The organism is Verrucomicrobiia bacterium (assembly GCA_026414565.1).
GTDB lineage: Bacteria > Verrucomicrobiota > Verrucomicrobiia > Limisphaerales > Fontisphaeraceae > Fontisphaera.
The window spans coordinates 12714-27338 of the sequence record JAOAIT010000012.1 but is presented as its reverse complement, the minus strand read 5'-3'; the positions used below and the strand labels follow the sequence as shown (position 1 = coordinate 27338).

9 protein-coding genes are annotated in these 14625 nt (G+C 64.6%); 4 read left to right on the top strand and 5 right to left on the bottom strand.

The annotated features are described in order from the left end of the window. Positions 1–67 precede the first annotated feature (67 nt). Positions 68–835, top strand: a complete 768-nt coding sequence (locus N3J91_03220; GenBank protein MCX8155458.1) for a DR2241 family protein — start codon at positions 68–70, stop codon at positions 833–835. A 78-nt stretch (positions 836–913) separates the two neighbouring features. After that, positions 914–1579: an HAD family phosphatase gene (locus N3J91_03215; GenBank protein MCX8155457.1), complete on the top strand. Its 666-nt coding sequence runs from the start codon at positions 914–916 to the stop codon at positions 1577–1579. Here the strand turns inward: N3J91_03215 and ispG are convergent. Both ispG and rseP read right to left on the bottom strand, forming a co-directional pair. After that, positions 1576–3360, bottom strand: coding sequence for a (E)-4-hydroxy-3-methylbut-2-enyl-diphosphate synthase (gene ispG, locus N3J91_03210; protein ID MCX8155456.1), 1785 nt, complete (start codon positions 3358–3360; stop codon positions 1576–1578). The two genes, N3J91_03215 and ispG, sit on opposite strands and share 4 nt — an antisense overlap. 47 nt (positions 3361–3407) lie before the next feature. Further along, positions 3408–4832, bottom strand: a complete 1425-nt coding sequence (gene rseP, locus N3J91_03205) for an RIP metalloprotease RseP (GenBank protein ID MCX8155455.1) — start codon at positions 4830–4832, stop codon at positions 3408–3410. 158 nt (positions 4833–4990) lie between these two features. Here rseP and N3J91_03200 point away from each other — a divergent pair, with 158 nt between their 5' ends. Further along, positions 4991–7504 (top strand): O-antigen ligase family protein, encoded by a 2514-nt coding sequence (locus N3J91_03200; protein MCX8155454.1) that lies wholly within the window; start codon positions 4991–4993, stop codon positions 7502–7504. Here N3J91_03200 and uvrA read toward each other — a convergent pair. Beyond that, a complete protein-coding gene (gene uvrA / locus N3J91_03195; protein MCX8155453.1) occupies positions 7488–10568 on the bottom strand; it encodes an excinuclease ABC subunit UvrA in 3081 nt (1026 codons plus the stop codon). The two genes, N3J91_03200 and uvrA, sit on opposite strands and share 17 nt — an antisense overlap. A 61-nt stretch (positions 10569–10629) precedes the next feature. Between uvrA and N3J91_03190 the strand changes: the two genes are divergently transcribed. After that, positions 10630–11124 (top strand): hypothetical protein, encoded by a 495-nt coding sequence (locus N3J91_03190; GenBank protein MCX8155452.1) that lies wholly within the window; start codon positions 10630–10632, stop codon positions 11122–11124. Between the two features lie 84 nt (positions 11125–11208). Here N3J91_03190 and rho read toward each other — a convergent pair whose 3' ends face one another. Further along, positions 11209–12507, bottom strand: coding sequence for a transcription termination factor Rho (rho, locus tag N3J91_03185; protein ID MCX8155451.1), 1299 nt, complete (start codon positions 12505–12507; stop codon positions 11209–11211). A 387-nt stretch (positions 12508–12894) separates the two neighbouring features. Beyond that, positions 12895–14622 carry a ribose 5-phosphate isomerase B gene (gene rpiB / locus N3J91_03180; protein ID MCX8155450.1) on the bottom strand — a complete coding sequence of 576 codons (1728 nt, stop codon included), beginning with the start codon at positions 14620–14622 and terminating at the stop codon, positions 12895–12897. Positions 14623–14625 lie beyond the last annotated feature (3 nt).

The window sequence follows — 14625 nt, the reverse complement described above, 5'->3', positions numbered from 1 at the left end:
AACCTGGACTAAGCTTGGCGGCATGGGTAGTTTTGAAAATCCAGCGCTGGCCCTTTTTATAAAGGAGATGGGTGAGCGCATAATTGTGGCCCAACTCAGCATCGAGCGCCAGGGCGAGGCCGGTTATTTGTTGCGGCATGTGGAGGATGTTGGGGGGGTGGAGGGGCTGGAGTTGATAGGGGTGGATGAACTTCAGAGCCGGACACAATACAACAGTCTGGGCATGTTTCGGCCCCTGCATTCAGCGCCGGATTTATGCCGCGGGTGGTATTGCCGGGTGGGCACTCCGGCCGAGCTGGAGCAGGCCCTGGAGGCGGTGTATCCGGGTTTTTTGGCGGATTGGCATGCGGTGCGTACCGGGCCGCCGCCGGTGACTGACTATTATGCCTTCACGCAGCGGCAAAGCGGGATGTATCGGCTGACGGCCAAGGCCACGCCGGAGCAGGCGGCGGCCATGGTGCAGTCGTGTTGTGCGCCGCGCTTTTGTTTGAAACAACGTTATTGGGGTGTGCCGGGGCTGGCGGTGGACCGGCCGGAAGACAAAAGCCTGATCCCCTGTCTGGAGCCATGCGCGCTGTTATTGGAATTTGCGCGCAAGCGGATGCGAATTTCCCAGGAAACCCCCGTGACGCTGGCGCTGGCCCCCACGGAAATCCGGGGTTTGCTGGCCGCGGTGGAGCGTTTGCTCAACCAACCTAATCCTGAATTGCGGGTGGCGGATTTTAGTGCTCCGGCCAATCCGCGGCATGTGCAGTTTTTACAGCAAAAATTAATGGCGGCTTTGCCGCAAGGTTCCCCGGGTGGGGCATCGGCAGCAGCGCAGGAAGAGGAGTGACGCCGGCCGGGCTGCGGATGAAGGCCGATGACACCTCCAGCATTGCCAGCGGGGGGACAATAGCCTTCAATCGCCGCCATGCCGTCATGGGCTGCCATTTTTGATTGGGACGGGGTGATTGTGGATTCCTCCCGTCAGCACGAGCGCGCGTGGGTCCGCCTGGCGCAGGAAAAGGGCCTGCCATTGCCTGAAGGATTCTTTCGGCGGAGCTTTGGGATGAAGAATGACCGGGTAATCACCGAGCTGCTGGGGTGGACGCAAGATGCGGCCAAAGTGGCCGAATGGTCGTGGCAGAAGGAGGAGTACTTCCGGGATTTATTGCGGGCGGAGGGGATTGAATTATTGCCGGGTGTGCAGGCATGGCTGGAGACACTGAAAAAGGCCGGAGTGCCGTGTGCGATTGGCTCCTCCACGCCGCGGGAGAATCTTGATCTGTGCCTGGAGCGGCTGGGCGCGGCCCATTATTTTCAGGCCATTGTGGCGGCGGAGGACGTGCGGCGGGGCAAGCCGGAGCCGGAAGTTTTCCTGACTGCGGCCCAGAGACTGGGCGTGCCGCCGGCGCGGTGCGTGGTTTTTGAGGATGCGCATGTGGGTCTGGCTGCCGCCCGGGCGGCGGGGATGAAGGTGGTGGGACTGGCGACCACGCATCCGGCGGAAAGCCTGCGGGAGGCGGACATGGTGCTGCCGTCGCTGGTGGGATTGACGCTGGCCGAGGTGGAGGCGTTGGTGCGGGAAGCGGGCTAGGCGGCGTCCGGCTCGCGCCACTTGCCGTGTTCCTTGATCAGGGCCACCAGTTGCTCCACCGCCTCGGCTTCCGGGATGTTGAAGCGCACGGGGGTTTTGCCCACATACAAATTGACCTTGCCGGGACCGCCGCCGACGTAACCGAAGTCTGCGTCGGCCATTTCGCCGGGGCCGTTGACGATACAGCCCATGATGGCGATTTTGACGCCCTTGAGATGTTCCGTGCGGGCTTTGATGCGGGCGGTGACGGTTTGCAGGTTGAACAGCGTGCGGCCACAGGAGGGGCAGGCGACGTAATCTGTTTTGAAGGAGCGGCTGCCCACGGCCTGGAGAATGTTATACGCCAGCCGGAGGGAGGCGCCGGCGCCGGGTTCCAATCGCACGAGGATGGCATCCCCGATGCCGTCCGCCAGCAGGCTGCCGAGCACCGTGGCGGATTGCAGGAGGACTTGCGCCGGGGGCAGCGGGTCGGCGGCGGCGGTCAGGCAATCTTTGAGCAGGATGGGATTGCGCCGTCCGCTTTCCTGCAATTTTCCCGCCAGCAAACGGAAGGCGCTGATGGGCGGGAGGGGCAGGTCATCTTTGACCGTCACCAGCCGGGAGTCATCCGGCAGGTTGATCGCTTCGCGCGGGTCCACCTCCACCACGGGCAATTCTTCGTAGATGCCTTCCGGGCGGACGTCGTCCTGCGGCCGCAACCGCAGGAGCACCTGGTTATAGACCCGCCGGGGGACGATGACGCGAATGGGCTGCTCGCCGCCGCAGCGCAGGCCGAAGCCCACCGGCGCTTCCGCAGTGGGGCGGCGCTGGTAGTTGAAGGGATCAAAGGGCAGGGGGGTGAAAGCCCATTCGGGCAGGGCCACCGGCGGCAACGGCGCCGTAAGCCGTGGGGTTTGGGCGATGAGGTCGGCGCAGACGGGGATCTCGTAGGGAGAATCCTCGGTAAGGGAGACGCGGATGGTATCGCCGATGCCGTCGCAGAGCAGAGAGCCGATGCCGATGGCGCTTTTGATGCGGCCGTCCTCGCCCTCGCCGGCCTCGGTGACGCCCAGGTGGACGGGGTAGTTCCAGTCGGGCCCGAGTTTGTCGAGCTTGTCCACCAGGAGGCGGTAGCACTCGATCATGATTTTGGGGTTGGAGGCCTTCATGGAGAAGCAGAAGTTGTGGAAATCGAGGCGACGGGCGACGCGGGCAAATTCGAGGGCGCTTTCCACCATGCCCATGGGGGTGTCGCCGTAGCGATTCATGATGCGATCGCTGAGCGATCCGTGGTTGGTGCCGATGCGCAGGGCGCGCCCCAGCTCCTTGCACAGGCGCACGAGGGGGGTGAAGGCCTCCTCGATGCGGTCCAGTTCTTCGAAGTAGGAGGCGTCGTCGTACTCGCGGACCTGGAACTTTTTCTTGTCCACGAAATTGCCGGGGTTGATGCGGATTTTCTCCACCCAGCGGGCGGCCTCGAGGGCGGCCTCGGGCTTGAAATGGATGTCGGCGCAGATGGGGACGAAGCAGTTTTGCGCGCGCAATTTTTCGACGATGAGGCGCAGGTTGGCGGCATCTTTGACGGTGGGGGCGGTGATGCGCACCAGTTGACAGCCGGCGGCGACGAGGTCGAGGGTCTGGCGGACGCAGGCCTCGGTATCCATGGTGTCGCAGGTGAGCATGGATTGTTTGACCACCGGGTGGGAGCCGCCGATGATGACGCCTCCGCGGGCGGGGTCGCCCACCACCACTTCACGGGTGGGGCGGCGGCGGTAGAAATAAGGTGACACGCAATAACTCATGGTTTGTTTGCAGCTCTACGGCGGGCGCCACAGCCGGGCGAGGTGGCTCACTGGCCGCGAATTTGGACCTTGGGCGCAAACTGCGGTGTGGGCGGTTCTTTGGGGCCGCGGTCGGAGAGCGCGCCGACATCGTAGAAAGTGATGAAGAGCATGTAACCGATGATGAGCACGGCGCAGGCGGTTTGGACGGCCTGGAGCACCTTGAGGTTCATGGCCTTGCGGCGGATGCCCTCGATGAGGGCCAGGAGGATGTGGCCGCCGTCGAGCACGGGCACGGGCAAGAGGTTGAGCAGGGCGAGGTTGACATTGAAAATGACGCTGAACCAGAGGGCCAGCCGCCAGCCGTGCTCGCTTTGAAAGAGGAGGTAGTAGATGCGCAGGATGCCCACCGGGCCGGAGAGGTGCTGAGCCTTGACGCCGGACTTGCGGGAGAAGAGGGCCTTGAAGGTGCTGACCATCATGTCCACGCTGGCGTGGATTTGCTCCACCGGCCCCGGGCGGTCAATGGTTTGCAGGCCGCGGCTGTCCCAATAGACGCCCAGGCTGGGGCGCTTGTCCTCGGGGGCGGCGACGGCGGGGATTTCCGGCACGACGGCCACCAGATTGGTTTGGGCGCCGCGTTTGACCAGGAGGCGGACGGCGTTGGTGCCGTTGCGCTCGATGAGGGTGCTGACCTGACTGGGATGGATCAGCCGCTGGCCGTTGGCTTCGAGGATGATGTCATCTTTGCGCAGGCCGGCGTAGTCGGCCGGGCTGTGGGGCAGGACTTCAGCGATGATGGCGGTGTAGGCCGGCACAATTTTGATCTGGCGCAGGCCGCTGCGCTGGCCGAAGCCGGTCTTCTCGACTTCGGGTTTGATGGCGACGGTGTTGGTCTGGCCTTGGCGTTCGTAGGTTACCTGGATGGTTTCGCCTTCGGAGGAGATGATGCGCCATTTGATGCTGTCGGTGCCGATGCCGCCGAAACGGGTGACCGGATGGCCATCAATGGCGACGAGGCGGTCTCCCGGTTGCAGGCCGGCTTTTTCGGCCGGGCCGTCTTTGAGCACCATGCCGATGACGTTGGAGCTGTCGGACTCATACACGGGCCGGCCCACCTGCCAGACGATGAGCGCGAAAACAATGGCGAGGAGGAAACTGAACAGGGGGCCGGCGAAGGCCACGATGATGCGGTCTTTGACCGGGGCTTGCGGCAGATTTTGTTTGTCCACCTGCACTTCGCCCTCGATGGCCTCCATGGGGGCCATTTGGGGGAGGGAGACGAAGCCGCCGGCGGGGATCCAGCCGAGGCAGTAGGTCACGCCGCCGATTTTGCGCTGCCAGAGGGGCTTGCCGAACCACACGCCAAAGCGGTCCACCACCATGCCGCGCCAGCGTGCCGCCAGGAAGTGGCCCAGCTCATGCACGATGATGAGCAGGTTGAAGAGCACCAGCACTTCCAGCAAAATGACTATGAACTTTAGTATTTCCATGACCCGGCAGGCTGCAGTACCCGCCTCAGCCGGTTAATATAACCAGCCGTGGGGCGCTGGCAATGCCGGAAAGTGAAGTTGGCGGGGCGCGGGGCCGAGGAGCCGCCAAGGTTTTTGATTCGACGCTGGCGGCGCGGGCGGGCATGATGAGGGCGCCCATGTGGCGGCATTATCCATGGTTGACGGCGCTATTTTTGGCGCCGCTGTTGTTTGGGTCGGTGACGGCCGAAGGACAGGCGGCGGTGGGCCTGCTGTTGGGGCTGAGTGTTTTGCTGCTGGTGGAGGAGCTGGGGCGCGGGGAGGAACGGTGGCTGCCGCGCGGCTGGGGCTGGCTGGCGGTGGCGGGGCTGGCGCTCTATTTGATTCCGCTGCCTGCAGCGCTGGTGCAGTACCTGAGTCCGGCGCGGGCGGCCCTGGCGCAGCAATTTCCGGTGGCATCCGGATCGCCTGAGCGGTGGATGACGCTGACATTGTCGCCGGCGGGCACGGTGCAGCGATATTGGGAATTGCTGCAGGCGGTGGTGATTTTCTGGCTGGCGCGGCAGGGGGCGCATCGGCGCGGTTTTCCAATGGTCCTGGTGCGGTTTGTGCTGGCGGCGCTGTTTTTGTTGGTGTTGTCCGAGGCGTGGCTGCGGTGGGTGGACGCGAGCCGGCTGTTGGGGATATGGGAGAATCGTTATCAATATGCGGCCGGGACGTTTGCCAACCGCAATCACTTTGCCAACTGGGTGTACATGGGGGTGTTGCTGGTTTTGGGATGGGGGATGCGGACGGTGTCGCCCTTACACCGGGCGTGCTCCGAGTGGCGGCCCCGGCCGCGCCGGCGCTGGCCCACGCTGGTTTTGCTGGTGGTGGTGGTGGTGCCGGCCCTGGTGGCGGCGGTGGCGTGCGGCTCGCGGGCGGGGGGGCTGGCGTTTGGGGCCGGATTGCTGACGTGGCTGGTGTATCTGGCGCGGCGCTCGAAAAACCGCACGCGGCTGCTGGTGTGCACGGGCGCGGTGGTGCTGGTGCTGTTGATCATGCTGGCCGCCAGCGGGCTGGTGCTGGACCGATTAGAGGGAGGGGCCAAGGATTTGTCCTTCAAACGGGCGATTTGGAAAGATGCGATGGAGATGACGCTGAAGTTTCCGTGGTTTGGGGTGGGGCCGGGCGCGTTTGCGACGGCGTTCAATCACTTTAAGACGTTTGGCGGGGATAAAACCTTCTGGCATGCCGAAAATGATCTGGTGCAGTGGGTGGCGGAGACGGGGGTGGCCGGGCTGGTTTGGGGTTTGCTGTTGGTGGGGATTTTGCTGGCCAAGGGGGCGCGGGAGGCTCTGCGGCGCAAGGTGACGGAGCCGGAAATATTGATTGGCGCGCTGGCGGCGTTGCTGGCCTTTCTGGTGCATGCGCAATTTGAGTTTGTGGGGCAGACGCAGGCCAATCTCCTGCTGGCGGCGGCCTTGTTGGGCCTGGTGGTGGGCATGTTGGAGGAGCCGCATCGTCCCGAAGTGCCGCCCGCACTGCCGCGGAGCCGGGTGGTGGTTCACTGTGCCCTGGGGGGGGCGGTGGTAATGGCGGCGGTGGCGCAGGGATGGAGTTTCTGGCGGTGGCAGACGCGGCTGGATCACCCTGCGCCGGAGGGGCAGGCTGCGGCCATTGGGCAATCGCTGCGGCTCTGGCCATGGGCCAGCGAGAGGCGTGTGGCCTGCCTGCGGGCACGGGTGCTGGCCCTGCAACGGGAGCCAAGGGCGGAGCAAATCCGGCAGGCGGCGCATTTGCGGGAGGAATTTTTGCGCGCTTTGCGACTGGACCCTTATCAGTGGGAACTGCGGCTGGAACTGGCATGGCTGGAGCTGGCTTTTTCGGAGTCGTCCGCCGCCGGCAGGGAGGCGGCGTGGGGGGTGATGCGGTTGAATCCCCTGCAGCCGCGGCTGGGGTTGCGGTTTGCCCGGCATTTTGCCGTGCGTGAGCCGCACGTGGCGCTGGAGTTTTTGCAGGCGGCGCCGTTGGAGCGGCCGGAGGATTTGCGGGAGGCGCTGGAGATTGCGTGGCAGGCGGAGCCGCAGCCGGCGACGCTGTGGTCGCTGACGCCGGACACGCCTGCGGCGCTGATGACCCTGGCGGATTTTGCGCTGCATCGGGGGTTGGGTGGGCTGGCCCGGGAAGCCTGCCGCCAGGCCACCAACCGGGTGTTGGGGGTGGAGGTGGCCACGCGATTTTTGCGGGCGGGGGATGTGAGTTCAGCCACCAATGCCCTGGGCCGAGAAATCAATCTGCCCGCGGGCCAGTGGGTGTTGCTGCAGGCGTTGATGGCCGGGCGCCAGTTCAATGAGGCCTACCGGCTGGCCGAGCGGTTGTGCCGGGTGCATTGGCCGCCCGGCACGCTGGACAAGCCGCTGAATTCCGGCTTTGCCGAGGCCGGCGTGGAGCAGTGGCGGGCGCGCTGGACGCAAACCCCCACGGACACCAACGTGGTGCTGGCGCTGGCGGAGGCCATGTATCATCTGCCCGCGGCGCAGAGGGATCTGGCTTTCCTGCGCCAGGCGGCCGCCCCGGCTGCCAGCCCGCCCCGGCTGGTTTATCTGCTGGCGCAGACGGAATGGGATTTGGGGCAGGAGGAAGCGGCGGCGCGCCGAATGATGGCGCTGGCCGAGCGCGCCCTGCAACCGGTCCTCAGAGGGGGGCCGTGATTGGCGCGGGTGCTGCGGCCGCCGTCTGCGGCTGACGGGCCATCTGGGGATCGGCGCGCAGGGCCGCGCCAGTGTGGCTGGCGGGGCAGGCGGCCACCACTTCGGGAGGGCCGCAGACGACGATTTGTCCGCCGGCCTCGCCGGCCTCGGGGCCGAGGTCAATCAACCACTCTGCCGCTTTGATGACTTCCAGATTATGCTCAATGACCAGCAGGGAGTGACCGGCGTTGACCAGTTTTTGGAAGACCTCGAGCAGCACGCGGACGTCTTCCCAGTGCAGGCCGGTGGTTGGCTCGTCGAAGAGGAACAAGGTGGGGCGTCCACGGTGGGCGGAGGCGGTGGCGGCAAATTCGGCCAGATGCCGGGCGAGTTTGAGGCGCTGGGATTCTCCGCCGGAAAGGGTGTTGATGGGCTGGCCCAGGCGGAGGTATCCGAGGCCCACCTCCTGCAGGATTTGCAAGGCGGCGGCGGCACGGCGCGCGGGGGCGGAATCTGGGAAGTGTTGGAGGAGCGCCTGCACGTCTTCGGCGGAGGCCTCGAGCACGTCGGCGATGTTATACCCGCGGCCTGGTTGGCGGGGGTCGGCGAAAGTGATCTTCAAGACTTCGGGGCGGTAGCGGCGGCCCTGGCAGACGGGGCAGCGCAGGAAGACATCGCTCAGGAATTGCATTTCCACTTTTTCGAAGCCTGCGCCCCGGCAGGCGGGGCACTGGCCGCGCTCGGAGTTGAAGCTGAAGTCGCTGGCTTTAAGTCCGGCCTGGGCGGCCACGGGGAGTTGGGCGAAGAACTCACGCAAGGCCTCGAAGGCGCCGGTGTAGAGGGCGGGGTTGGAGCGCGGGGTGCGTCCGATGGGCGATTGGTCCACCCAGACGACATGGCCCAGGGCCTCGGCGCCTTCGAGGGAGGATGCGGCGGTGGCGTCGGAGGTTTGAGCCAGGGCCGGGTCGTCTTCCTCGTTCTCCTCGGTATCTTTGGAGGCTTGGACGTTGAGGTTGGGAAAATGCGCCGCGAGGAGGGGGAGGAGCACCTCGCGCAGGAGGGTGGTTTTGCCGGAGCCGCTGACGCCGGTGAGGGCCACCAGACGTCCCAGAGGAATTTCCACCGTCAAATCCTTGAGGTTGTGGGCGCGGGCATGGTGGATGACGAGGCGGGGGGTGGTGGGGTCCACGGCGCGGCGGGCGGGGAGGGGGATGGCCCGGCGGCCGCCAAGATAGGCGCCGGTGAGGGAGTGCTGGCAGCGTTTGAGTTGGGCCAGGCAGCCCTGAAAAATCAGATGGCCACCCTCGGCGCCGTGGCCGGGGCCCAGGTCCACGATTTGATCGGCGGCCTGAATGATCAGCGGTTCGTGCTCGACCACCACGACGGTGTTGCCGGCGTCGCGCAGGCGGTGAAGCAGTTTTACCAGGCGATGGGTGTCGCGGGGATGCAGTCCGACGCTGGGTTCATCCAACACGAAGAGGGTGTTGACCAGGCGGGTGCCGAGGCAGGTGGCGAGGTTGACGCGCTCGGTTTCGCCGCCGGAGAGCGTGCGGGTGGGACGGTCCAGGGTCAGGTAGCCCAGACCGATTTCCACGAGGTAACCGAGGCGGGCGCAGACTTCGTCCAGGACGACAGCCAGGGGGTGGTGAGGTTGCCAGGGGTGGGACTGGCGCAATTGGGTGGCGACTTCCAGGGCCTTTTGGAGGGTCAGGCGGTAGAAGTCCGGCAGGGTCAAGGGGGGGGAGGGAGGGGGGAGGCGATAATTGAGGGCCTCCGGTTTCAGGCGGGTGCCCTGGCAGGCGGGGCAAAGGGTGTAGGCACGATAGCGGGAGAGGAGCACGCGGACGTGCATTTTGTAGGTTTTGGATTCCAGCCAGCGGAAATAGCCCCGCAAACCGTACCAAGAATGGGGCCATTGATGGGCGGCGTCGCGGCCATAGTCGGGATCGCCCTCGATGACCCAATTTTGGATGTCGGACGGCAAATCCTTGAAAGGCACGTTCACCGGCACGCCGCGTTTTTTGCAGAAAGTCAGCAGATCATCCTGGCATTCGCGGCTCATGCCGCTTTGCCAGGGTTTGATGGCCCCTTCGGCGAGGGATTTGGCGGGGTCGGGCAGGGCGCGCCGGTAATCCACGGTGATGATGCGGCCAAAACCTTTGCAGGCCGGGCAGGCGCCTGCCGGGTGGTTGAAGGAGAAGAGGGCGGGGGCTGGCGGGGAATAGGTCAAATCGCAGCGGGCACAATGCCAGTGGATGCTGAAACTGAGCGCTTTATCCGGCACGGGGCGGCCCTGGTGCAGGGGCCAGACGCGCAGGCGGCCATGCCCGAAGTGATAGGCCTGCTCGCAGGCTTCGAGGAAGCGGCTGCGCCCCTCGGGGCTGACGCGCAGGCGGTCTTGAATCACGGTTACGTGGGGGGGTGGCGAGGGGGAGAGCCAAGCCGCTGCGGCGTCAATGTCCATGACGGTATCCTGCACCAGCAGGCGGCGGTAACCCTGGCGCTGGATGAGCTGCAAAGACTCTGGCACACTGAGTTTGGCGGAGAGCGGCAGGGCGAAGGTTACGAGGACTTCCTGTCCCTGGCAGTCGCGGGCGACGGTTTCCCACACTGTTTCGGGGGGTTCGCGGCGGACCGGCTGGCCGCAGCCGGCGCAGTAGAGGCGGGCGACGTGGGGCCAGAGCTGTTTCATGAACTCGCACAGCTCGGTCATGGTGCCGACGGTGGAGCGGGTGGAGCGGACGGTGTTGCGCTGTTCAATGGCGATGGCGGGGGGGATGCCCTCGATGCTGTCCACCGCCGGTTTGTCCATGCGGTCAAAGAATTGGCGGGCGTAGGGGGAGAAGGTTTCGATGTAGCGGCGTTGCCCCTCGGCAAAGAGGGTGTCAAAGGCCAGGGAGCTTTTGCCCGAGCCGCTGAGGCCGGTGATGACGATCAGCCGGCCCAGGGGGAGGTCGAGGTCAAAGTGCTTCAGGTTGTTGTGCCGCACGCCGCGCAGGCGGATGCAGGCTGGAGCAGGCTCTTGCGCCATGGGGTTGAATGTACGGCGGCGGCGGGGGATGTCAAACGCCCGGGGAGCGGTCATGCACGGGACGCTTGCCAGTGAGCGGTTGTCCCGTTTAGACTGCGCGGCACGTTAAACGTTTATGATGACGTCCAACGAGCTGTTAGCGTTCATACCGCCCGAGCTGGCCAATGACATTATTGAGCATGCGTATGCGGCGGACAAACCGGTGTACCGCGCGACGATGGCGGCGGTGGCGGAGGCCCGGCGGGTGCGGCCGGTGTTTTTGGAGCGGCAACCGCGGGTGCAGCGGCACAAGTTGATGCTGGAGATGTTGACCAAGCCGCACATGGAGCCGGCGGCGAGCAACCTGATTCGCACGTGGTTGTTGAAGAAACAAAGCGCGATGCTGGCGGATTTTCTGGATCACCTGGGCATTCCGCACAAGGAGGGGGTGGTGGAGGATCTGCCCGAGAAGGTGGAGGATGAGAAATTGAAGGCGGCGGTGGATTTTCTGCTGGAGAAGCATCCGCGCGAGGCGGTGATTGTGTATCTGCACGCGTTCAACACCATGAATGAGACGTCCTGGACCAACCTGAGCGAGATGCTCGACAAGGACGCGCGTTTGCAACTGTAGGCCGCCGCCGGGGCGGATTGAGGCTGGCAAAAAACACCCCGCCCGGAGGGCGGGGTTTTTGTTTGGCGGAAAGGAGCGTGGGGCTCAGACCGACAGGCTCAAGAGGAACATGATGTTGTTGGGGGTTTTCTTGAGCTTGTTGAGCAGCAGCTCCATGGCTTCCACCGGCGGGACGCCGGTCAAGGCGCGGCGGAGGAGGACGATCTTCTGGTACTCGTCCGGGTGGTAGAGCAGCTCTTCCTTGCGGGTGCCGGAGAGTTCGATGTTGATGCTGGGGAAGATGCGGCGGTCCACCAGATGGCGGTCGAGGTGCACTTCCATGTTGCCGGTGCCCTTGAACTCCTCAAAGATGACTTCGTCCATGCGGGAGCCGGTGTCAATGAGGGCGGTGGCCATGATGGTGAGGGAGCCGCCCTCCTCGATGTTGCGGGCGGCGCCGAAGAAGCGCTTGGGCTTGTGGAGGGCGTTGGCGTCCACGCCGCCGGAGAGGATTTTGCCGGAGTGCGGCTGGACGGTGTTGTAGGCGCGGGCGAGGCGGGTGATGGAGTCGAGGAGGATGACGACGTCGCGCTTGTGTTCGACCATGCGGCGGGCTTTTTCGATGACCATTTCGGCGACGGCGACGTGGCGTTCGGGGGGTTCATCGAAGGTGGAGCTGATGACCTCGGCGCCCTTGCAGGTGCGCTCCATGTCGGTGACCTCCTCCGGGCGCTCGTCAATGAGGAGGATGATGAGATAGACCTCGGGGTTGTTGCGGAGGATGGCGTTGGCGAGTTTTTGCATGAGCACCGTTTTGCCGGTGCGGGGGGGGGCGACAATCAGGCCGCGGGTGCCTTTGCCGATGGGGCAGACGAGGTCCAGCACGCGGGTGGACAGTTCATCGGGTTCGGTTTCGAGGATGAAACGCTTGTTGGGGAAGAGCGGGGTGAGATTGTCGAAATGGGTTTTGTCCTTGGCCTTTTCCGGGTCTTCGCCGTCCACGGCCTCGACTTTGAGGAGGGCGAAGAACTTTTCCTTTTCCTTGGGGGGGCGGATCTGGCCGGCGACGACATTGCCGGTTTGCAAATCGAAGCGGCGGATTTGGGAGGGGGAGACGTAAATATCCTCGGGGCAGGGGAGGTAGTTGAAACTTTGGGAGCGGAGGAAGCCAAAGCCTTCGGGGAGCACTTCCAGGACGCCTTCGGAGAACATGACGCCGCTGCGCTCGGCATTTTTCTGGAGGAGCTGGAAGATGATCTCATGCTTGCGCATGGTGCCGAAGTTTTCCACGCCCCATTCCTTGGCCATTTTGGTCAGCTCCGGCATGCTCATGGCCTGCAGCTTGGCGATGTTGATGGAGCCGGGGGCGCTGCGGTCCACGGGGGCGGCGGGGGCTTCGTTCATGCCCTCGGTGGTTTCGACGGCATGTTGGGGGGGGCGCAGGTCGGAGGCGTCGCGCACCGGCCCTTCTTTTTCCGGCTCTTTGTCGGCGGCCGGGGGCGGGCCGGCTTCGGAGACAAGCGCCATCGCCGCCTGGTTTTCCTGGGAGGTCTCAGGGGCTTCGGTCAAATTTTTGGCGGCCTTTTTTTTGGCCGTTTTGGTTTTAGCAGTTCGTGGCATACGCTTTAGCCATTTTGTAAATGTTATTAAAAATCTAACGCGGCAGGGTCAATACCAAGGCGCGCATCGGGCGACCCGAGGCGCCAATGTTGGAATGCATTATCCTAACGCGGGTCTAAACAACGCCCAGCCCCGTGCGGGCTGGTGACGGAGTTAACTTACCAGCAAAAATCAATAGGGCAAGGGGAATTTCGCGGTCAGCTCGCGCACGCGCTCGCGGACCTGGCGGGCGGTGGCGGGATTTTTGAGGTCACAGAGCACTTCGGCAATCATGTCGGCAATGGCGGCCATTTCCTTTTCGCCCATGCCGCGGGTGGTGACGGCCGGGGTGCCGAGGCGGATGCCGCTGGCCTGGAAGGGGGAGCGGGTTTCAAAGGGGATGGTGTTTTTGTTGACGGTGATGCCGGCTTCGTCGAGGGCAATCTGGCAGTCCTTGCCGGTCATGCCGCGGGCGCCGACATCCACGAGCATGAGGTGGTTGTCGGTGCCGCCGCTGACGAGGCGGAAGTTGTTGCGGGCGAGCCCCTGCGCCAGGGCCTGGGCGTTTTTGAGGATATTTTGCTGGTACGTTTTGAACTCCGGCTGCATGGCTTCCTGGAAGCAGACGGCCTTGGCGGCGATGACGTGCATGAGCGGGCCGCCCTGGATGCCGGGGAAGGTGATGGAGTCAATTTCCTTGGCGTACTGGGCCTTGCAGAGGATGAGGCCGCCGCGAGGTCCGCGCAAGGTTTTGTGGGTGGTGGTGGTGACAAAATCGGCGTGGCCGACCGGGCTGGGGTGCAGGCCGGCGGCGATGAGGCCGGCGATGTGGGCAATATCGGCCAGGAGGAGGGCGCCGACCTCGCGGGCGATTTCGCCCATTTGGGCAAAATCAATGATGCGCGGGTAGGCGCTGGCGCCCACGGTGATCATGCGGGGGCGGTGCTGGCGGGCGAGGTCGGCCAGTTGATGGTAATCAATGCGCTCGTCCTCGCGGCGCACGCCGTAATGGATGATTTCAAAGAACTTGCCGGAGAAATTGGCCTTGTTGCCGTGGGTCAGATGGCCGCCGTGGCTGAGGTCCATGGTCAGCATTTTGTCGCCGGGCTTGAGCATGGCGAAATAAACGGCCATGTTGGCCGAGCTGCCGGAGTGGGGCTGGACGTTGGCATGTTCGGCGCCGAAGAGGGCCTTGGCGCGGTCCACGGCCAGTTGCTCGGCCACGTCCACATTTTCGCAGCCGCCATACCAGCGTTTGCCGGGGTAGCCTTCGGCGTATTTGTTGGTGAGGACGGAGCCCTGGGCCTCCATGACGGCGAGGCTGGTGAAGTTCTCGCTGGCGATCAGCTCGATGTTTTCCTGCTGGCGCTGGCGCTCGCGGGCGATGGCGTCGGCGATGGCCGGGTCGGTGCGTTTCAACCAGAGGCCGGGGCAGGAGAGGCCTTTTTCCATCTTGAGGACGCGGCGCAGATGGCGGCCGCCTTCGAAGCCGGCCTCGAGGAAGGCTTCGAGGATGGCTTTGGCGGTTTCGGGGGGGGTGACTTTGGCGCCGAGGCAAAGGATGTTGGCATCGTTGTGCGTGCGGGCCAGGCGGGCCAGCTCGGGGGTGGTGACGAGGGCCGCGCGCGCGCCGGGGATTTTGTTGGCGGCCATGCTCATGCCGATGCCGGTGGTGCAGACGAGGACGCCCAAGGCGGCCCGGCCCAGGGCGACTTCTTCGGCGACGGCCTGGGCGTAGTCGGGGTAGTCACAGGATTCCGCGGAGGCGGCGCCGTGGTCTTCGACGACAAAGCCGCGCGCCTCCAGGAGGGGTTTGAGGGCTTCCTTCAAGGCGAAGCCGCCGTGGTCGGCGCCGATGGCGGCGCGGAGCTGGGCGGTGGTTTCGCGGTGGTTTTGAGCGGATTCAAAAAAGTTCAGCATGGC

Coding starts and splice junctions, on each gene's coding strand:
- ispG (MCX8155456.1), bottom strand. CDS start 3,360: ATGAGTTATTGCGTGTCACCTTATTTCTACCGCCGCCGCCCCACCCGT.
- N3J91_03190 (MCX8155452.1), top strand. CDS start 10,630: ATGATGACGTCCAACGAGCTGTTAGCGTTCATACCGCCCGAGCTGGCC.
- uvrA (MCX8155453.1), bottom strand. CDS start 10,568: ATGACCGCTCCCCGGGCGTTTGACATCCCCCGCCGCCGCCGTACATTC.
- N3J91_03215 (MCX8155457.1), top strand. CDS start 914: ATGCCGTCATGGGCTGCCATTTTTGATTGGGACGGGGTGATTGTGGAT.
- rseP (MCX8155455.1), bottom strand. CDS start 4,832: ATGGAAATACTAAAGTTCATAGTCATTTTGCTGGAAGTGCTGGTGCTC.
- rpiB (MCX8155450.1), bottom strand. CDS start 14,622: ATGCTGAACTTTTTTGAATCCGCTCAAAACCACCGCGAAACCACCGCC.
- N3J91_03200 (MCX8155454.1), top strand. CDS start 4,991: ATGTGGCGGCATTATCCATGGTTGACGGCGCTATTTTTGGCGCCGCTG.
- N3J91_03220 (MCX8155458.1), top strand. CDS start 68: ATGGGTGAGCGCATAATTGTGGCCCAACTCAGCATCGAGCGCCAGGGC.
- rho (MCX8155451.1), bottom strand. CDS start 12,507: ATGAACGAAGCCCCCGCCGCCCCCGTGGACCGCAGCGCCCCCGGCTCC.